The 19,083-nt window shown below is 45.8% G+C and carries 17 protein-coding genes; 2 read left to right on the top strand and 15 right to left on the bottom strand.

The window, feature by feature from the left end; translation table 11 throughout:
* Positions 1 to 78: 78 nt before the first annotated feature.
* Positions 79 to 636 carry a 6-phospho-3-hexuloisomerase gene (hxlB, locus tag GJB61_RS13930; protein WP_154119105.1) on the bottom strand — a complete coding sequence of 186 codons (558 nt, stop codon included), beginning with the start codon at positions 634 to 636 and terminating at the stop codon, positions 79 to 81.
* Positions 637 to 642: 6 nt separating this feature from the next.
* Positions 643 to 1,275: a 3-hexulose-6-phosphate synthase gene (gene hxlA, locus GJB61_RS13925; RefSeq protein ID WP_154119104.1), complete on the bottom strand. Its 633-nt coding sequence runs from the start codon at positions 1,273 to 1,275 to the stop codon at positions 643 to 645.
* Between the two features lie 264 nt (positions 1,276 to 1,539).
* On the opposite strand from hxlA, the gene GJB61_RS13920 reads away from it, so the two are divergent.
* Positions 1,540 to 2,925, top strand: a complete 1,386-nt coding sequence (locus GJB61_RS13920; RefSeq protein ID WP_154119103.1) for an MATE family efflux transporter — start codon at positions 1,540 to 1,542, stop codon at positions 2,923 to 2,925.
* A 10-nt stretch (positions 2,926 to 2,935) separates the two neighbouring features.
* On the opposite strand, the gene GJB61_RS13915 is transcribed toward GJB61_RS13920, so the two are convergent.
* The 5 genes from GJB61_RS13915 to GJB61_RS13895 form a co-directional block, all read right to left on the bottom strand.
* Positions 2,936 to 4,246: an extracellular solute-binding protein gene (locus tag GJB61_RS13915; RefSeq protein ID WP_154119102.1), complete on the bottom strand. Its 1,311-nt coding sequence runs from the start codon at positions 4,244 to 4,246 to the stop codon at positions 2,936 to 2,938.
* Between the two features lie 332 nt (positions 4,247 to 4,578).
* Positions 4,579 to 4,809, bottom strand: a complete 231-nt coding sequence (locus tag GJB61_RS13910; RefSeq protein ID WP_154119101.1) for a cold-shock protein — start codon at positions 4,807 to 4,809, stop codon at positions 4,579 to 4,581.
* A 130-nt stretch (positions 4,810 to 4,939) separates the two neighbouring features.
* Positions 4,940 to 5,140, bottom strand: coding sequence for a cold-shock protein (locus tag GJB61_RS13905; RefSeq protein WP_019914790.1), 201 nt, complete (start codon positions 5,138 to 5,140; stop codon positions 4,940 to 4,942).
* Positions 5,141 to 5,408: 268 nt separating this feature from the next.
* Positions 5,409 to 5,687, bottom strand: coding sequence for a hypothetical protein (locus GJB61_RS13900; RefSeq protein WP_154119100.1), 279 nt, complete (start codon positions 5,685 to 5,687; stop codon positions 5,409 to 5,411).
* A 73-nt stretch (positions 5,688 to 5,760) separates the two neighbouring features.
* Complete coding sequence (locus GJB61_RS13895; RefSeq protein ID WP_154119099.1) at positions 5,761 to 6,864, bottom strand: MBL fold metallo-hydrolase; 1,104 nt, start codon at positions 6,862 to 6,864, stop codon at positions 5,761 to 5,763.
* A gap of 175 nt (positions 6,865 to 7,039) precedes the next feature.
* Here GJB61_RS13895 and gdhA point away from each other — a divergent pair, with 175 nt between their 5' ends.
* Complete coding sequence (gdhA, locus tag GJB61_RS13890) at positions 7,040 to 8,392, top strand: NADP-specific glutamate dehydrogenase (protein WP_154119098.1); 1,353 nt, start codon at positions 7,040 to 7,042, stop codon at positions 8,390 to 8,392.
* A gap of 97 nt (positions 8,393 to 8,489) precedes the next feature.
* Here gdhA and GJB61_RS13885 read toward each other — a convergent pair whose 3' ends face one another.
* The 8 genes from GJB61_RS13885 to GJB61_RS13850 form a co-directional block, all read right to left on the bottom strand.
* The gene (locus tag GJB61_RS13885; protein WP_154119097.1) at positions 8,490 to 9,203 is read right to left on the bottom strand and encodes an HAD family hydrolase; all 714 of its coding nucleotides are present in this window, start codon (positions 9,201 to 9,203) and stop codon (positions 8,490 to 8,492) included.
* Positions 9,204 to 9,220: 17 nt separating this feature from the next.
* Positions 9,221 to 10,510 (bottom strand): DUF3999 family protein, encoded by a 1,290-nt coding sequence (locus GJB61_RS13880; protein ID WP_154119096.1) that lies wholly within the window; start codon positions 10,508 to 10,510, stop codon positions 9,221 to 9,223.
* A complete protein-coding gene (locus GJB61_RS13875) occupies positions 10,479 to 13,046 on the bottom strand; it encodes a DUF2339 domain-containing protein (RefSeq protein ID WP_154119095.1) in 2,568 nt (855 codons plus the stop codon). Before GJB61_RS13875 ends, GJB61_RS13880 begins: the two co-directional genes overlap by 32 nt.
* 112 nt (positions 13,047 to 13,158) lie before the next feature.
* The gene (locus GJB61_RS13870) at positions 13,159 to 14,733 is read right to left on the bottom strand and encodes a sensor domain-containing diguanylate cyclase (RefSeq protein WP_154119094.1); all 1,575 of its coding nucleotides are present in this window, start codon (positions 14,731 to 14,733) and stop codon (positions 13,159 to 13,161) included.
* A gap of 158 nt (positions 14,734 to 14,891) precedes the next feature.
* On the bottom strand, positions 14,892 to 15,140 hold the full coding sequence (locus GJB61_RS13865; protein WP_154119093.1) for a type B 50S ribosomal protein L31: 249 nt from the start codon (positions 15,138 to 15,140) through the stop codon (positions 14,892 to 14,894).
* A gap of 182 nt (positions 15,141 to 15,322) precedes the next feature.
* Entirely contained in the window at positions 15,323 to 16,111 is a 789-nt protein-coding gene (locus GJB61_RS13860; protein WP_154119092.1) for an SDR family oxidoreductase, read from the bottom strand.
* Between the two features lie 30 nt (positions 16,112 to 16,141).
* Positions 16,142 to 16,996, bottom strand: a complete 855-nt coding sequence (locus GJB61_RS13855) for a diguanylate cyclase domain-containing protein (protein ID WP_338115811.1) — start codon at positions 16,994 to 16,996, stop codon at positions 16,142 to 16,144.
* Positions 16,993 to 19,077, bottom strand: a complete 2,085-nt coding sequence (locus GJB61_RS13850; protein ID WP_154119091.1) for a cellulose biosynthesis cyclic di-GMP-binding regulatory protein BcsB — start codon at positions 19,075 to 19,077, stop codon at positions 16,993 to 16,995. The genes GJB61_RS13855 and GJB61_RS13850 overlap by 4 nt, the downstream gene beginning before the upstream one ends.
* Between the last annotated feature and the right edge of the window lie 6 nt (positions 19,078 to 19,083).

The raw sequence follows: 19,083 nt of genomic DNA, 5'->3' as shown, positions 1-19,083 counted from the left end.
TAGTGACCTCCTCTCACACTTCATCATACTACAAAAGACGAACAACCACTCCATGAGGAAGGTTATCCGTCTTTTGCGTTACTCCAGATTGGCATGTTTACCGAACATCCGCTGAGTAGTCTGTCCGGTCTTCTCCATCATCCGCAGGATGACTGCATCATAAAATACCAGCAGTGTCTGTTCAAATAAAGAGGCCATGGGCTGAATAGTGATAGAACTGCCACCAGTCTGATCCTTGGGCGCACCCGGCAGCTTCACTGTATAATCCGCCAACTGCCCGATTGTCGATTCCGGCGTAAGCGTGACCGCCACAACTGCTGCACCCAGCGATTGGGCTTTTTCCGCCATAGAGACCAGTCCCTGTGTTTCACCTGAGCCTGTGCCGAGCACCAGCACATCTTCCGCAGCAATGCCCGGCGTTATGGTTTCACCAACGACATAGGCGTCTTTACCGGCCTGCATGAGCCGCATGGCGAAGGCCCGCCCCATCAGCCCAGATCGGCCTGCACCAGCCACGAACACCTTGCCCGAGCGCAGAAGTAAATCCGCCATTTGCTCTGTATCTGCTTCACCGAGCTGAGATACTGAACTCTGCAGTTCATTTATTATCACTTGTGCATATTCCACTGTATTCATACCGTTTTACGCTTGGCTAACGAGGCGTTTCATTTCGGCTGCCGCCGCTCTAATATCAGCTTCACCAGTGATGCCGCCACCAACGATCACAAGGTCGGGATTCGCTGCAATGACTTCCGGCAACGTGCTCAGTTTAATGCCGCCAGCAATCGCCGTTTTAGCATTCTTGACAACACTCTTGATGGCTTGCAAATCGGCGAAGGAGTTTATGCCTTCAGCCTGATGGTCATACCCAGAATGGACACAGATATAATCTACGCCAAGTGCGTCCACTTCAGCCGCTCTAGTCTTAATATCTTTTACACTGATTAGATCAACCAGGATCAATTTATTCGTCTTTTTAGCCTCCAGAACAGCGCCTCTAATGGTCGAATCCGCGGAAACGCCAAGTACAGTAACGATGTCTGCGCCTGCTTCTACAGCCTTCATCACTTCATATCCACCTGCATCCATTATTTTCAAATCAGCCAAAACGGTCAGCGATGGAAAAGCATCCTTGATGGCTCTCACTGCATGCAGCCCTTCGTTAATCACGATCGGTGTTCCTATTTCAACAACATCTATATATTCGGCTACTTGAGCGACAATTTCTTTGGCTCCGGCAATATCCACTAGATCGAGCGCTAACTGCAATTTCATATTAAGTATAATCTCCTCGTTTAATTTATTTTAGTAAGTATTATACTTATTGTAGGTCTATACAGTCGATAAAGAAAGTAGGCACTTTATTGTGAGGTAGTTACCTGTAGGATACTACTGTGCTGTCAAAGGCTTCATCATAGGGAATGAGAAACTATAATATTATTTTGTATTATTTCGGTAAATTTGCTGATTTATTATAGAAGCTGTGCTAACATTTAAATTTGTTTAGTAAAGAAATCATAGTAAATAAGAAGGTGCACGATGGAGGAAAACAAACTTCAGGAGTTTAATCTATTAAAGCTGACCTGGCCGATTTTTCTGGAACTGTTCCTGTTTATGCTCATGGGCAGCGTAGATACGTTTATGATCAGTTCCGTGTCTGACGATGCCGTAGCCGGTGTGGGTGCGGCGAATCAGATTATTGTCATGGCCATTCTGATACTCAGTGTAATCGGAAACGGAGCGGCCATTGTTGTCTCCCAATATCTCGGCTCGAAAAAACCGCAAGAAGCGGCACAGGTGACTGGCAATGCCATAACCTTAAATCTGTTGGTTGGTATTATTTTAAGTACATTTCTATTGTCGTTCGGGGGTAGTCTGCTATCCGCCCTGAATGTAAAAGGTGATATTCTTGTCCATGCCAAAGCATACATGAATATCGTCGGGGGTGGTATTTTTCTCCAGGCCTTGATTAATGCTCTAGCCACCACCATCCGCACTCATGGCTTCACTAAACAGACCATGGTAGTTTCCCTGCTGATGAACGTCATTCATGTGGTCGGGAATTACACCTTAATCTTTGGACATTTCGGCTTTCCAGCGCTCGGTGTACAAGGTGCGGCCATCTCTACGATCACCAGCCGATTTATCTGCTTGATCTTGTTCTTCCTGCTGCTCTATAGAATTCTGGAGGTGCGGGTGAAGTGGAGCTATTACATTCATCTATCCAAGAAATATGTACTGCAAATTCTCAAGATTGGCATCCCATCCGCTTTTGAATCGATAACCTATCAGTCCTGCCAGCTTGTATTTACACTGTATATTACATATTTAGGTGCGGAGGCAATGGCTACCCGCCAATATGCGCTCAACATCTCCAGTTATATTTTTCTATTCAGTGTAGCAGTGTCGATGGGAACCTCCATTATTGTCGGTCATCTGGTCGGAGCAAGACGGCCTCAAGAAGCCTATTCACGTGTGTTCTCTAGTGTGAAGTGGGCTTTACTGATTACGGTGATCATGGACGCCATAGTAATCTTCTTCCGGGTACCGCTATTTGGCCTCTTCACCAATAACGAGAGCATTATTACAATGGGCTCTCAGGTGATTCTGCTCAGCTTCTTCCTCGAGACCGGTCGGACCTGTAATCTGGTCATCATCAACTCTTTACGCGCTTCGGGAGATGCAAAGTTTCCTGTCTATATGGGTCTGATCTCCATGGTCTGCCTGAGCTTGCCCCTTGGCTATGTACTGGTATTCCAGCTTCATCTCGGCCTTGCCGGGGTGTGGATCGCCACTGCGTTTGATGAGTGGGTAAGAGCTGTCATTATGTTCTTCCGCTGGAAGAGCCGAGCTTGGGAGAAGCACGGACTCATTGAACACGAGGCTGCGGAGCCTGATGGTCCTCCTGCTGCAATTGTGAATTAGCCTTACTCCATCAGTTTCCTTTTTCAACAGCTGCCTTGTGTTTAGCTACAAATTCTTCCGGTGTCACCGCTTTGCCGAACAGCGCTTGAATCATATCCAGATGGATCTGCGCAGCATTCGGTTTCATTTGCACGTCTGCAAAAAGAGTAATACTGCTTGCGTTATTCAGCTCATTTAGGACATCTATATACATTTGCGGCAGACCGGCTTTTGTTGTGTCCACTTTAGTAGCTGGAATTACGCCTGCTGTTGTTACCGCATCTTCGCCCCATTTGGATACAAAATATTCAACGAAGGCTTTCGCTTCTTCTTTTACATTGGAATTCTCAGCTACAAATAAGGCAACCCCAGGACCGCCAACCCAGCTGTTAATGTTTCCTTTACCGCCATCCACTGTAGGGAATTTGAAGAAGCCAACCTTGTCTTTAAATTCTTGCGGGATCTCAGGATTGGTGGTGAAGTTCGCCAGCTCCCATGAGCCCATTAAATACATCGCCGCATGTTCATTCATGAATTCAGCTTTGCCTTCATCATTGGACAACCCATTGAAGCCTCTGTTGAATGCGTTCCTGTCGACCAGGCTCTGTACTTCAGCAGCCGCTTTAATCAGGCCTGGATCTTCAAACGAACCTGATCCGTCAATCGCTTTCTTCAGTGTATCGCTGCCGGCGATCCGGTCAGCCAGATACATATACCACAAGGAACCTGTCCAGCGGTCTTTATTACCCAGCGCGATTGGAACTACGCTATTATCTGCTAGCGTCCGCACCACTTTCTTAAATTGATCGTAAGTGGTTGGTACTTCCAGTTTATATTTATTGAATATCTCTTTGTTGTAGTAAATTGGAGTAATGTTGAGCTCAATGGGCAGCCCGTAGGTTTTACCATCCATTTGGAAGCCTTCAGTAGTGCCTGAAACAAATTTATCTTTAAGCGCCTCTCCATTCAGAATGTCATCGAGTGGTGCGAATAATCCACCCTTCACATAGGGCTCCATGAATCCCGCTGCCCAAGTGATACCCACATCTGGAAGCTCGTTGGAAGCTGATAGCACTTTAAGTTTATTTTTATATTGCTCGTTCTCTAGAACTTCCGTCTTCACGGTTACATTGGGATGCTCTTTCTGGTAGTCATCTAGGATCTGGCTAACTAATTTATACTGTTGGGCTGAGGTTCCTGCTGGCCATAAGTGCATCATATTGATGGTGACTTTCTTCGCCGCAACAGTGTTGTTGTTCTTTGCTCCGCCACCACATCCGGACAGAACGAGTGTCAGGACAAAAGACAGGATCAACCCCTTAGTCACTTTGTTCTTAGACATTTTCTTTAACCCCCATTTTTAAGTTGCGCGATCTCGCTTTTGCAATAATAACGACCTAAATTTCTTCTTACTCTGTTAGCGTTTCCAACTCTATTGTGCCGAAGTACCATCCATTGTCAAGGGAAACTTGCCTAGTTGCATTAAAAAACAGAAAAAAAACCTTAAACAGCGCACCTTTTGCAAAGTGTCTATTTAAGGTTCACGGTTAGACGCTAATCCAATCAGAAAAATAGAGTTAAACAGCAAAAAAAAAGACTGCCCGTTACTAAGGGGACAGGCCATTGAAGGATCTATTTGTAGGTTCTAATTCTATTTTAAGGGGTAAGAAAAGTTTACTTAATCGTAATACCCTTCTTAATAGCCTTCATTTCAAAATTCGTATTCACAAGCATAGGCAGTATCTTCATACTTCTAGTCATAGGAGAGTTACATTGCCAGCAGGTGGGAATATATTGGAACGCAAAATTATCGCGCATCCAACCTGTGCAATCATCCTTTGTGCAGGACCAAATCGCTGTGTCTTCTTGCGGAAGATCCTCTAGCGCTTTTTTACGAAAATACATAAATACCCCTCCTTGGTTCGAATCGAGACGATTTCACCATCCCTACAGGATGCCATGACATGCTGCGACGAGAATTACAGAGAAAAAAAAGCTGCCCTCAACTTGAGTTAAGGACAGCTTGAATTTGAAATTACAGTTTTACTACGTTTTCTGCCTGTGGTCCACGAGCGCCTTGAGTTACGTTGAACTCAACACGTTGGCCTTCGTCCAAAGATTTGAAACCGTCGCCAGTGATTGCGGAGAAATGTACGAATACGTCACTTCCACCTTCAACCTCGATAAAGCCAAATCCTTTGTCTGCGTTAAACCATTTCACTGTTCCTGTTTGCATAATAATTACCTCCAATATTTTATTTAACACATGTCCTTTTATTCCTACGTATTGTACGAACAAATAAAAATTCACACATTGGAAAAGGATTCATACTCACAATGATAACCTTTTACAATATGTGAATTAAGGGTTATTTATGACTGACTTCATTGTATCACACTTATTTTGCGAAAGCAAAGGACAAGGCAAACTATTTTATAATTTAATTATTAAGCTCGGCTCACAGTCCCTTGAATTTGGGCAATGAGCCGCATGCTACAAGGGTTTAATCGATATAACCAGCCAACCCTTTGTCCATCAGATAATCCATTTCGGCATCAAGTATAGTCTCTACAGTCAGTTCATCCAGCTGTACATCACGTTGGGAAGTAACATAATCAACCAGATCATCATTGTCGATATCAACTTCACCCTTAGCATTAGCCTTGGCTTTATTGATAAAAGCCAGCTCATGCTTCAGCACTAATCTAATCAGTGTCGGGTCAACCTTAGTCTCAGCGGATATCACCGTTACCATTTCCTGCTCGTTTACTTCATCACTCATATTGTCAGCTCCCTCAAGTCCATTTTGCAAAAACATTGTAGCACACTTTGGCCCATGTCTGCGTCCTTAACGCTTATCGCCACCAGGTTGAGGAGGGATATTCCATTGAACCTACATAGACTGTCTCTCCGATCCGAGGTGTCGCCAATAACGTCCCCCGCTCTTTTGCAGCCTTCCAGGCCCGCTCCACCGGATCATTCCAATCATGCATAGAGAGCGTAAAGGCTGCCCAATGAATCGGAATCATTAGCTTGCCCTGCACATCCAAATGCGCCTGAATCGTCTGCTCCGGCATCATATGGATGGAAGACCAACGTTTATCATATTGACCACACTCCATTAATGTCAGATCAAAAGGCCCATATTTATTGCCGATCTCCTTGAAGTGTGGGCCGTAACCACTGTCCCCGCTAAAGAATACCTTAGTATTCTCCCCTTGAATCACCCAGGAACACCAGAGTGTTGAGTTACGGTCCAGAAGACTCCTTCCAGAAAAATGCCGGGCTGGAGTGCTGGCAAAAGTCAGTCCAGCATACTGAAACTCATCCCACCAATCATGCTCCTGAATCTTCTCGCGCGGCACTCCCCAACGTTCCAGATGGGCACCTAATCCAAGCGGTACGATAAACATCGAAGCCTTGTGCTTCAGTTGCTTAATTGAACCATAGTCTAGATGGTCATAATGATCATGGGACAGTAGTACGATGTCTACTAATGGAAGATCCGAGATCTCAATCGGCAATTGCTTGCTGAAGCGTTTTCCGCCAATAAATGGAAAAGGGGACGGGGAGCTGCCTAGCATGGGATCAAGAAATAATGTAACTCCATTGATCTCCAGCAATACCGCTGAATGTCCGAACCAGGTTACCTTGGTTTCTTTATTATGCTGGAGTGCTGCATGAAGCATGGACTTGGGCAGCAGGGGCACAGTAGGCTTAGCGCGTGGATTGCCTTTGATAAAGTCCTTCAAGATGGACATATTGCTGCCCAGACTATTGATTGTATCTTCCGGGAGCAAATTAATAAACTTACCTTGATCATAGTGAGCAGACTTCTTAATGAGCGCTCTATCCTTCTTGGATGCCTGACCTCCAAATAAAGGGTAAAAAGTCATCATGATATATGCAGCAGCTATTAAGACTACGATGGATGCCAAGATGATGATTAAGCTCATCATAGATTCCCTTCTTCCCGTTAACTATATTATGAGTGTGGATTCATTATACGGCAGAACAGGGTTTGTCTTCAATTTCACAATATAGTTGAGTACTTTGCAAACGTTAACTTAACGTTATTTACCTGCAGGAATTGATTTTATCTAACCTACATTCTAATTAAAGGTGGTTGCGTTCATGAGTTCTGAGGCCCAGCGTTACATTGAAAATACATACTTAGGCGTTGTTGCACGCAATCCACAGGAGACCGAGTTCCACCAAGCTGTGAAAGAATTTCTGGAAACCTTGCTCCCTATCCTTGTCGCAGAACCGAAATATCAGAAGCATTCCATTCTAGAACGGCTGGTCGAACCGGAACGGATGATTTCCTTTCGCGTTCCTTGGACGGATGATGTCGGCAAAATAAGGGTTAACCGAGGTTATCGTGTACAATTCAGCAGCGCGCTCGGACCTTACAAAGGTGGACTCCGCTTTCATCCATCCGTTAATGCCAGTATTATTAAATTCCTCGGCTTCGAACAAATATTCAAGAACGCGCTGACCGGCCAACACATCGGTGGGGGCAAGGGGGGTTCAGATTTTGATCCAAAGGGTAAATCGGATGGGGAGATCATGCGATTTGCCCAAAGCTTCATGACCGAATTGCAGCGCTACATCGGGTCGGACCAAGATGTGCCTGCAGGTGATATTGGCGTAGGCGCCCGTGAGATCGGATACTTGTTCGGACAATACAAGCGAATCCACGGAGGTTACCCGGCTGGTGTGCTAACCGGAAAGGGCATTGTATACGGGGGTAGTGAGGCACGGACAGAAGCTACCGGTTATGGGGCTGTTTATTTTGTTAACGAAATGCTGAAGACCAAGGGAATGGAGATCAAAGGCAGTCGTGTGATCGTATCTGGCTCCGGTAATGTGGCCATCTATGCCATGCAGAAGGCGGAACAGTTGGGAGCGAAAGTAGTGGCTTGCAGCGATTCTGACGGCTATCTCCATGATGAGGATGGAATTCATATTGAGACGGTCCGGCGGATTAAGGAAGTGGAACGAAAGCGGATTAGTGAATATGTACTCGAACATCCTGGTGCGGTATATACTGCGGGTTCCCCACAGATCTGGACGATTCCATGTGATATTGCGCTTCCGTGTGCTACTCAGAATGAAATTAATGAGGAAATGGCTAAGCTCTTGATCACCAATGGTGTAAAAGCTGTTGGCGAGGGAGCCAATATGCCATCCACTCTGGGGGCTATTGCTCTGTTCCAACAGGCAGCAGTCCTGTTCGCCCCAGCTAAAGCTGCTAATGCCGGAGGCGTAGCTGTATCCGCATTGGAAATGGCCCAGAACAGCATGAGGCAATCATGGAGCTTCGAAGAGGTCGATGGGAAATTGCATGAAATCATACGTAATATTTACCGTCAAACCGTCGATGCTGCTGAGGCTTACGGACAACCTGGTAATCTTCTTGTCGGTGCTAACATTGCCGGATTCATAAAAGTAGCCGAGGCCATGCTGGCCGAAGGTGTTATTTAAGTTCTTAAATCCGTTCTGACGCTCAGCGTCTGAGATTAAAGAGAGTCCCCTTATCCAGCTTCTTGTTTAGCCGGATAAGGGGACTCGTGTCTATCAGCTATTGGTTCCAACCCGGAATCTTCCGCAAATCACCGTCCCATATTTGCACGGTACTGTTCACCGGGATGTTGGAGGGCGAGGAAGCTGTCTGAATGTAACAAGAATCAATCCCAATCGCTCTAGCACCTTCAATATCCGTGCGTGGATCATTGCCGATCATAAGCGCCGAGCTTAGATCGGCCCCATAGGTACTGGCTAGATATTGATAGAAGAGCGGATCAGGCTTGCTTATGCCAGCCACTGAAGAGATTGCAATGCCATCGAATAAATGTAAAATACCCAACATCGTTAACTCTGCTTCGATAAACGTCTTCTGACCATTGGAGAGCAGGAATACTTTTTTACCTCGTGCTCGTAAGGCTCTTAGAATCTCAAAAACTCCGTCATACAGAGAGATGTATTGCATAGATAATGTTCGTAACCACCTTACAGTTTCATGCAGCCAAGGTAGTACTGGTTCTCCACCCAGTTGCCGCGCCACAGACAAGAAGACCTTCTCCATTACGAAATCAGGGAACTGGCATTTCTTCGCAGCTTCAGCGAGCTGACTATCTCTTTCCTGTAGAAAAAGCGCCATAAGTTCTACTCCGGAGACGCGCAGCCCCTGATAACTGAAATGAAGGGCCAAGCGTTCCCATACTTCAGGGCGGTCCTCATCCGTCTGAATATCAATAAGTGTGCCGTACAGATCAAAAATATAGGTCTGGTACATCCAAACGTCCTCTTTTCCTAAGTTCGATTCATCTTCCGTATCAGCATAATAATGAGCAATAAAGAGACTGCGATAATTACACCGTTAAACCAAATCCTACTCTGAAACCAGCCTACCTGTGAAGAGGAATCCACGCTAGTCTTAGGCACAACACTTTCTGCTCCGAGCTTGGCAAGCGCCACTCCCTCAACTTCAATATGGGCTTTGAAATTAACAATGTCATACTGTGGTGTAGAAGCCCCTGGGTTGCCATAGAGCAACCGGTAAGGTCCCACCCCCTCTTCTGCAAACACTAGCTTGTCGATCAAATATTCCATAGATAAGCCGGAAATAGAAAGAGGGGCATCATCATGATTATAAATTACAATCGTAAAGGAAGGAGCAGTAACCGTTGTAAAGGGCACAATATCTGTGGCCGCAATCTGGGCATCCTGAGCATCCTGGAAATCCAGCCGATACAGCATTCCATCTCCTTGCGTTTCGATATTCCGCTCACTTCCATCAAGCAGCTCATACTTACGGATAAAATTGCCTGTGCTTTTCAGCATAATCTTGGATACCTTCAAGTGGTCGCTGTTATGAACAAGGATCTGCGTCTGATCCCCCATCTTTTTAATCTCATAGGCAGGGGTTCGCAGCCGCCTATAGTCTGTTGTCTTCAGCTCTGTACTATTATGAAGCAGCAGCAATGTGCTGAAGTTAAGATTCTCACTGTTATTCGCTACTACTAAGCGGTAATAACTGAATTTATAAGCCGTGCCCAATTCGATACTGTTCTGCTCCACACCACCGTCAGTAGAATATAAATCTCCCTTAGTTAGAGGCTCCCATACGTTGCCATCATAGCTTCCCAATACCTGCACATGCTTCAGGAATGCTTCATCTGGAAGCGTGAATACCAGCTTATTCCCCTGAATGTCAGCGTCCTCACGAATCGGGGTTATTTTGTAATCGAAGGAAGTATTCACCCCCTTCTTAGCGGTATGGACCAGCACTGAGGAATAAGTAAGGCTCTGCTCTTCTGCAGCCGTGATACCACTGTCCTTATAAAAGGGGACAAATCCCCCGTTTCCATCCACAATACGCAGGTCCCTTAAATCATTGGACGCCTGCCTATAGACCTCTTCATCCAAATATAGCGCGTGATAGGGTGCTTTTCCCGCAATCTCAATGGGTTTCGTGAACCCCCATTGAGAATTACGATCCACCGTAGCGGCGACAGCAATATCTTGTCCAGGAAAGTTTAAAGAGACCAGACAGAGCAACCCCGCCAGACTAGCTTGAAGTATCATTCTGCCCCGCTGCATTGGCCTCCTCCATTCTGTTAGATACCCTTTGATACAAGTAGGAAATACCTAATAGGCACAATCCAAAGCTGGCATACGCAATGATTTTGCTACCTGTATTCAACAGACTTAAATCATAGAGCAGCAGCTTTCCTGTGGCCAGCAGAGTCAGACCCAGGCCGAACCGTCGAATATATACATACCGTTTGGCGAAGCCGTACATAATAAATAGCACTGCCATCAGCAGATAGGCGAGACTGAAGATTAAGCCCGCATCATTCAGTTGCAGCTGAACACCTAGGAAAGCCGTAATGATTCCCAGCAGATAGACACCCATAATAACTGGATACAGCTCAATGCTCTTGTAGTGACGGTTGATGACGGTGATCAGCAGGTCTCTGCCGCTAAACCATACGAAGATATTAAAGACAATCAGTATCCCCAGTGCGAGATAATCTGCCCCGTTATTCTGGGAGAAGTCGCTCTGCAGACTTGGCAGCTCGACGGTAATTACAAGACAAATAATGTAACTGATTCCATACAGAAACATCGTAAAGTAACTGACAACCCTGTCAAACAGTACCTTCACCTTGGGCAGAACATAAGCCAGAATAATAGATACCAATGCAGACAGAAGCCAATTATAGAAGACGGTATGAGAGAAATCCTGCGGTACGAGCCAGTCATACAGCCGTCCTGATTCATATAAAATAAAGGTCCAAAAATTTAACAATGCCGCATATTTGAACCAAACTGCCAACTGAATCTCTAGCGGCCCACTATAGAGCAAGCAATCTTTCCGACTGTGCTGAACTGCATATAATACGGCTACGATGAGCATCCCTGCTGTAATGAAGCTATATTTCAGGGGAAAGTACGAATCACTGTAGTACAGGAAGCTATTGCCACCTGCTGCCTGCAGCGGTACATTCATTCCAAAGAATACCCCCAGACAAAGCAGCAAGATCCCCCAACCGGCCCGTTCCACTCCTTTGAATCGTCCGAGATTTCCATAAACAACAAGAACAACTGCCTCCACCAGCCAGCCTATGGACCACCATGCTGACCCAAGCTGGAATGGAATCATCAGGACTGCAAAGGTCAACGAGGTCGCATAGAACAATAGCATACTCTGCTTCTCCTGCGGCATACGCTTCTCAAGCAACCGTCCCAATCCCAGATACATTAGACAAAAGAGCAGTGCAAGCGCTCCTTTGTAATCCTCCAACCCTGCAGAAAGAAATAAACTATACAAGGTAAGACAGCTGACTAACGTGTTACAGCTTAGTAGTGAGAAATCCCACCAGGATAGCTTTGAGCGGTATTTAAACGGATACCAGAGTGTTATTCCGAGATACATCGCAAAGGTCAGAATGGCATACAGCATGTTAACCGCGTGACTATCCGACAGGAGTATCAGCACCAGCATCGAAGGTGTATTGAACAGAAAGCTAATGTAATTGACAATGCTCCAACGTTTGCGGAAGGAAATCAGCAGAATAAAGATATTCAACACAAATAAGTAACCCATGGCTACATAAACAGCACTGCCTGTAAGTCCAAAGGCGAATAGATAAGAATATAACGGCAAGTAACCACCAACAAGACCGAGTGAACAGATCGTCCGCGACTCATACCTTAGCGATAGCAGCACTGCCGTAAAGGTAACGAGTATAGATAAAGACAAGCCGACATAAATACTGATGATATCCAGCAAAAAGTAGCTGTAGAAGATTGAACCGTACAGCACTGAAATCCCTCCGCCGAGCAAGCCTAAAGCAAAGGTCCCTCTCCCCTTACTGAATAGCCACTCTCCACCACCCAGCATAAGTGCTCCCAGCAGGAAAAAGGCACTCCCCTTCATATACCCATTGAACCAAGTGGAGTAGCTATATCGGAATGCCGCGCCCACGGCCAGGATCAGAAGCAGAATACCCAGCCGGTTAATCCAGCCCAGGCCAATCTTCATCTCGATCTGGTTCTGCTTTCTTCTACGCTGCATGATCTCCTCAGTGACTTCCTCTGCGGCAAATTCATTCAAGCGGCTGTCCATTCCGGACAACAGACCATTCTCTGCTTCCTTTTGCTGCTGACGACGCAGCCGGATTACCTCATTTACTTCAGCAGTGATCGCTCCAAGGCGTCCAGCAATCTCCTCCTTATCATCACTCAACTGACGAGTGAGCGTAGTATGCAGACGTTGAATACGATGTTTCGCCTCCTGCTCAAAGGCCGTCAACCGGTCTGTATAGGCAAGGCCATATACTGAAAAATAGGTCTGCAGCTTTTGGCGGGATATTCTCAGTATATTAAGCTTCTCATCCAGAATCTGTTCCGTTAGAGTGGTCCTTAACTCTGAGTTCTCCTGCCGAAGCTTCCCTACCTCTAGTCTTAGATCCGCCAAAGCCAACTTATGTTCCTCGTATTGTTTCCTCAAAACGTCATTTTCGTTCACCAAGTCATGGCTCTCATATTCGGCAATCAAAGTCTGATATTCCTTAACCAGCCCGTCTTGCTGCATTTTCATAGACCTTAGCCGATCCTTGAATGGCTCCATAGCGCCTCCTAATGTCAAGTATTGTTTTTATTTTCATAATACTACAAATGAGCAAGGAATCTATTAAAAAGACCACAGCTGCTACAAAATGTAGCACTGTGGTCCTGTATAGTTAACCCTTGATCGCCTCTCTAGGAATAGGTTGGCCGCCTAGTGTAACTCTATTCTTCCCAGTAGCCTTGGATAAATATAATGCTTCGTCAGCTTGCCGGTACAAATCCTCGTAGGTTACATTACTATGCTCTGTGAAGGCAATCCCAATGCTCACCGTAAGCTGAATACTCTGACCCTCATCCAGAATACATACATGGTCACTCATCATCGCCCGAAAGTTCTCTGCTTCCTCAAGCGCAGCGCGTTCATTACTGGCAAAAAAGCAGACTGCGAATTCCTCACCACCGACTCTTCCGGCAATACCATTATTCTTATAAACCTTAAGTATTTTTTGGGAAAAATTAACTAGCGCCTGATCGCCAGCCAAATGTCCATATGTATCATTAATCAACTTAAAATCGTCTATGTCGAACAGCAGCAGGGCCATTCCCGCCCCGTCCTGAATTCCGTGGCTTTGCACCATTCGCATAAAATGCCTGCGGTTGTACAGCCCGGTTAAATCATCTACTGTCGCTTGATGCAGAAGCTCACGTTCATAACGTTTCTTCTCACTATGATCACTGAAGACGATCAGCATCCCTGTTGTCTCCGTTTTGGTCTGATCCGTCGCAATCAGAGATACACCGTAGCAGATGTCCGCTGAGCGGGGAGACTCAATTTCAAACTGACCCTCAGATCGTTGGGTGTAATTATAACCAATTTCGAGGTGAAGCTCCAGTAAGGGCTGGATGCTCCTCCCTTGCCACGTTTCTGGCATTTCTCCAATAAGATCACTCAGCATCACATGTCCAGCTTCATTCACATCAATAATGATGTCATAACGATCCGTGAGAATGATACCATCTTTCATATTCTCCAATATTTCACTCTTAGCCAAAGGATAAATAGACAGACGAGCGTCACGAAATAATGAAAAATAAGTAGCCAGAACAGCTGGAAGATAGGTGAATGCTGTAAAGCCTGTAATTGTGATTTTCAGAATCGGCAGCAAAAAAGAACAAACCACCGGAATCATCAGCCCGATCATCAGCAGTGAATTTCGTCTGAAATAATACTTTGGGGCATTTAACAGGGAAACCAGCAGCAGATAAGCAGCGTATAGACCGAACAGCTGATCATATGCGATGAAACCCATACTCAAGAGCGTCGGCTGAACAACAATCCCGCTAACCCCAGCAACGGTTCCCACACTTACTTCACTGCGCATGAGGTGGTGAAACGAGTCTGTAAAGATTAGGATAACATCCAGAACGACGGGAATGGAAAAGTAAATAAGCCTTCTCGACAATCCCTCATTGGAACGGGAAACATAGTCCTTGATGACGGCATAGGTAAATAACGTGCTCAAAAAAAGCGGAACCTGCTGTACGTTCTTCCACCATAGCTTGGTATGAAAAGATAAGGACATGATCTCTGCCGCTGTAACGGCAAATATACAGCTGATCAGCAGCATTAAAAACCATAAATAGCGTCTTCCTGGTGTCTTCCGGTATTTGTGCGAGCTGACGCCCATATAGAGAGTTAGAACACTGCCCAATAATAAATAATACGGATAACCTTGCATCCACGGCATGTCAAATTTCCCCTATTATCAGATGACTTTGACTCATTATATCCTACTATTTCCTACAAATGAATCATTCTTGGTAATTATGAATAAAAAAAAGGGACACCCCGTATGAAGCGAATACTTCATACGGGGTTGTCCCTTTCTAACATAATGATTAAAACCTATTTCTTCTGTGCCAGACGTTGTTTGAACTTGTCTACGCGACCGCCTGTTTCGGAATCTCTTTGTTTACCTGTGTAGAAAGGGTGTGATGCGGAACTTGCGTCCACACGGATCACTGGATACGTGTTGCCATCTTCCCATTCCATTGTTTCACCGGATGATTTAGTAGATGCGCTCAGGAATTTGAAACCTACGCTTGCATCCAGAAAAATAACCTGGTTGTATTTAGGATGTATGCCTTCTCTCATTCTGATAGTCCTCCTTCTTAACAAATTAATGATTCTTTATGGTAACTTAACCAAAGGATCTCTAGGTTTATCTATAAGTATAACCTATTATACGTAGAAAATTAAGCAAATCTCACGATTTAGGCCACCACTTCATCATAAGTTAAATCACTTGTCAAAGTCAAGATCAAATACTGTTCAAATTATAGTGACTTGACCATTCCCCCGTCAACCAGCAGCGATTGTCCTGTGATATACGTATTGGCGAAAGATCCCAGGAATACGGCAGCCTTGCCGAACTCCTGCGGCGTGCCTGTTCTACCGAGCGGAATTTGCTTCATCGCCTCTCGCTGAACCTGCTCCAAGGGAATCTCATGCAGATCGGCACGCTTGCGGTCCAATTGCAAAATTCGATCGGTGCCGATGCGGCCGGGAGCAATTGTATTGATCAGAATTCCATCCGGAGCAAGCTCTGTTGCCAGACTTTTCGTCAATGCATGGACACCAGCACGGAACACATTAGAGAGAATAAGCCCCTGAATAGGCTGTTTGATGGAGACTGAGCTCACATTGACAATGCGTCCCTCGCCCGCGGAGCGAAGATATGGCAGCGCCTCCCGAATCAGGCGGATGGTACTCATCAGCGTAAGCTCAAAACCACCGTTCCAATCCTCATCCTCCATATCGGCGAAGCCTCCTCCGGGAGGGCCCCCTGCATTGGTGACCAAGACATTCAGACCGCCGTTATGCTCAACTGCTGCATGTATGGCACGCTTGGTATCTTCCGGGTTAGTCACATCCATCTGCACAATGCCAACCCGTTGTCCGGTAGCCTCCACAATGGCCTGCTGGGCAGCTTCCAGCTGTTCCAGGCTCCGACTGGCAATCGTCACTCTAGCCCCTTCACGGGCGAACTCCAGCGCTGTTGCGAGTCCCAGTCCCTTGCTGGCCGCAGCTACAAAAACCGACTTGTTCATAAGGCCCAGATCCATAAAATCTTCCTCCTCATCAAGATTATTTGCCTATACATCATACTCCAGCTGTTTTTTAGCCTGAACAATGAAATCGAATGGATTCTCGATGGTATCCGCCTGATATTCCACCGCTCCAATCTTTAGGCCGAGGCTAACTTTGTATTTACGGGAGAACTCGGTGTCGTTTAACTCCTGAAGCTTGTATTTAAGACGCTCTATGACGATTTTAGCCCCATCGTTGTCCGTAAATAGCAGCAAGCCCCATGTGGCATCCTCTTTGTCCAGTAAATATAGAGCGTCATTGGTACGAATACTGGATTGGTTGATCTGGGAGACATCGTAGATGGCTTCCGCCAGTTGCTCTTCCGGAATCAGGCGCCGAATCTCATTCCAATATTTCACTTTGACGACTAGCAGCGTTAACGGAATCTTATATCTGGTCGAAATGCCTGTAAACAGGACGGCGTCCTTCTGAAAAGAGAAGCTATTCCGCAGATCCGTATTCTCGTCAACTGTGGCCAGATTGGCTGTCTTTTTCACCAACCGTTCATTCTCTGTCTGCAGCTGACGACCGCTTAAGGTAAATATCCAGACAACAACCGTAAGCAATGGAGTCATCAGCAGCCAGAAATACGTATTCACGCCAATCGTCGCGCCCTGTGAAACGGTCTGATACAGAATGAAGAACCCATAGCTGAAGATAAACACGAGATTAAGAACCAGCCCGGCAGTTACTGTTGTGAAATACGTAACTATAGCAAGCAAGAAGGCGACATTCAAAATGATGATATTCTGGATATAACTGTCCGGCGCTCCGGCTATGAAGACAATACATATATAAATCAACACCAGAAATAACAGAAAGGCGACATCCGATATTAAGTTGCTGCGGTTGCGTCTCACCCTTTATCACCACGTTTCTTCATATGTTTACGAAGCAGCAGAATGAGCGATAGAATGACCATAGTAAGCACCAAAACAATGGCTACAACAAAGGCAAGCATATCACTGCGGTCAATAATTCTCTGTACCACCGAGTCCTTGGCTGCGCCACTGGCAGTTTTGAAACGATAGGCACTGATGTTGCCATCCTTATCCGTAACTACACCGTCCCCGTATACCTTCCACTTACTACTCTCGCTGGCGATCAGTTTAGAAGCCAAATAGTACTCTTCTGAGCTGACACCTGTTACAGCAAGCAGACCATGCCCACCCTCATAGGGCGAATCAATCAGTTGCAAAGTACCCATCTGCGCACCATATTGCTCTTCAATACTCATCTTCTCATTAGAGTGGAACGTGGTCCCCTCGCTGTTATATTGAAAATAGAGCTTATCGTTATTATCCCGAATGACTTTATTATTCTTATAGGTACCAATAGCAATTATATTATTGTTCTTTAAGTTATCTGCAGAAACACTGTCGGTGTAAAAGTGAACATCCCCTGTATTCCCACTGGCATATTGGCCCAGCAGATTGAACACATTGGACAAGCTTTGGTAAGAGTAATCATCCATCTCATCTGGTAGAACGACGGCCACGTGGTTATAGACTTCATCACGCAGGAAAGGGTAAGGATAGTTATTAAACAGCAGATCCGTCCGGTCCTTTGTATTCAAATGCAGCCCAGAGTCCTTGCTGATATAGGCCCAAGGCATTTGCTGTGTATTTGGTGTACATATAGCACTTGGCAGCTCCAAATCAAAGGCAACATTCACTGAGAAGTTACCGGAGATATTTAGATTCTGCGGAATGGAGAAATTCAGAGTATCCTCATTCGCCAACTCCTGCGTCAGCTTCTTGCTGCCGATCGGAGTACCATTGATGCTCACTGTAACCAGGGAACGATCGAAATCAAGATTCTCGGCGTAGCGGAAATCCAGACTGATTTTGCCGGAATCAGCAATAGACCGGTTGGACGGCAGCGAGACGAAATAGGTCTGCTCTTGATGATTCGGTCCAGTCAGTTTATCGCCCGTCTCTGTGAAGGTGATATCAGAGCTGAGGGAAAAAGCTGGAGTCGCAACCTCTGTAGCATCATCTATGACCAACAGTTCACTGCTGATCTGCCCCATTAAATCCCTATTACCGAGCAAACGCCCAGCTTTAATCAGTAAACTTTCATCCTTCGAGGTCACCACCAGCGTCGGCTGAGTATCCTTATTCACCAGTTGAATCAGCGCATGAGTTCCTAAATCTTCAGTGGTGCTGAGTTGAGCCTTTAGCGAGGCTGGCACATGATCATACATAGCGATCAGCACAACAGCCTCTTTTGTCTTCACGGTATCCCCGCGGTAAGGAAGCAGCGGGATTGTCCTGTCGCTCAAGGTATTCGTGCTCGCCAGCCCCGAAAGGGCATAGGTTGCCGATTCCAATTCGACGGCAGTGCTCTTATCCGGTACAGCGAGCAGGCTGTGATTGTCTGTTAAGGTATCGATCCCGGAGAAGCGCTCACTGAAATCACTGATGCCTCCGCTTAATGCTTTCGGAGTATAGCGAACAGCGATACTGGATGTATTAAAAAGATGCAGCCAATTATCAGGTGAATTATCCACAGAGCAGATTTGATTATCCACTCTTGCTGTACGCAGATAACCCTGAATGGTGAGCGTATTGCTGCCCTCTTTCAGAAATCCCTTGGGTGCTGTGATGGTGAGTTGCTGTTCCCCATTGTTCTGCACGGAGGGTCTGAACGTATAGAACGGGCTACCATTAAGCGAGAGGGTCACACTTGAGTTCTGATCCTCGGTAATTTGCGAGATTTGAAAATGCAGATTAATTCTTAGTTCATCCACATTCCAATAATTCATGACTTTAAAATATTGCTGCTGGGAGCTTGAGCCTGACAAGGAGACATCTGTTCCAGTAAATAATGTCTCATACGTCAGGTTGCTGTCTTTCTGCAGAACTGCGGCTGCAGCGCCATCGATTTGAATAAAGAAAAGAGAGAGGCAGAGTACTAGCATAGCTAATTGTTTTTTCATGTTCTG

The organism is Paenibacillus monticola, assembly GCF_009664975.1.
GTDB classification, from domain to species: Bacteria; Bacillota; Bacilli; order Paenibacillales; family Paenibacillaceae; genus Paenibacillus_AQ; species Paenibacillus_AQ monticola.
This window is presented reverse-complemented; position numbering and strand designations above follow the sequence as displayed.

What these genes read in the sequence shown, in the direction of transcription:
- hxlB (WP_154119105.1), bottom strand. Translation starts at nt 636, where the DNA reads ATGAATACAGTGGAATATGCACAAGTGATAATAAATGAACTGCAGAGT.
- hxlA (WP_154119104.1), bottom strand. Translation starts at nt 1,275, where the DNA reads ATGAAATTGCAGTTAGCGCTCGATCTAGTGGATATTGCCGGAGCCAAA.
- GJB61_RS13920 (WP_154119103.1), top strand. Translation starts at nt 1,540, where the DNA reads ATGGAGGAAAACAAACTTCAGGAGTTTAATCTATTAAAGCTGACCTGG.
- GJB61_RS13915 (WP_154119102.1), bottom strand. Translation starts at nt 4,246, where the DNA reads ATGTCTAAGAACAAAGTGACTAAGGGGTTGATCCTGTCTTTTGTCCTG.
- GJB61_RS13910 (WP_154119101.1), bottom strand. Translation starts at nt 4,809, where the DNA reads ATGTATTTTCGTAAAAAAGCGCTAGAGGATCTTCCGCAAGAAGACACA.
- GJB61_RS13905 (WP_019914790.1), bottom strand. Translation starts at nt 5,140, where the DNA reads ATGCAAACAGGAACAGTGAAATGGTTTAACGCAGACAAAGGATTTGGC.
- GJB61_RS13900 (WP_154119100.1), bottom strand. Translation starts at nt 5,687, where the DNA reads ATGAGTGATGAAGTAAACGAGCAGGAAATGGTAACGGTGATATCCGCT.
- GJB61_RS13895 (WP_154119099.1), bottom strand. Translation starts at nt 6,864, where the DNA reads ATGATGAGCTTAATCATCATCTTGGCATCCATCGTAGTCTTAATAGCT.
- gdhA (WP_154119098.1), top strand. Translation starts at nt 7,040, where the DNA reads ATGAGTTCTGAGGCCCAGCGTTACATTGAAAATACATACTTAGGCGTT.
- GJB61_RS13885 (WP_154119097.1), bottom strand. Translation starts at nt 9,203, where the DNA reads ATGTACCAGACCTATATTTTTGATCTGTACGGCACACTTATTGATATT.
- GJB61_RS13880 (WP_154119096.1), bottom strand. Translation starts at nt 10,510, where the DNA reads ATGCAGCGGGGCAGAATGATACTTCAAGCTAGTCTGGCGGGGTTGCTC.
- GJB61_RS13875 (WP_154119095.1), bottom strand. Translation starts at nt 13,046, where the DNA reads ATGGAGCCATTCAAGGATCGGCTAAGGTCTATGAAAATGCAGCAAGAC.
- GJB61_RS13870 (WP_154119094.1), bottom strand. Translation starts at nt 14,733, where the DNA reads ATGCCGTGGATGCAAGGTTATCCGTATTATTTATTATTGGGCAGTGTT.
- GJB61_RS13865 (WP_154119093.1), bottom strand. Translation starts at nt 15,140, where the DNA reads ATGAGAGAAGGCATACATCCTAAATACAACCAGGTTATTTTTCTGGAT.
- GJB61_RS13860 (WP_154119092.1), bottom strand. Translation starts at nt 16,111, where the DNA reads ATGGATCTGGGCCTTATGAACAAGTCGGTTTTTGTAGCTGCGGCCAGC.
- GJB61_RS13850 (WP_154119091.1), bottom strand. Translation starts at nt 19,077, where the DNA reads ATGAAAAAACAATTAGCTATGCTAGTACTCTGCCTCTCTCTTTTCTTT.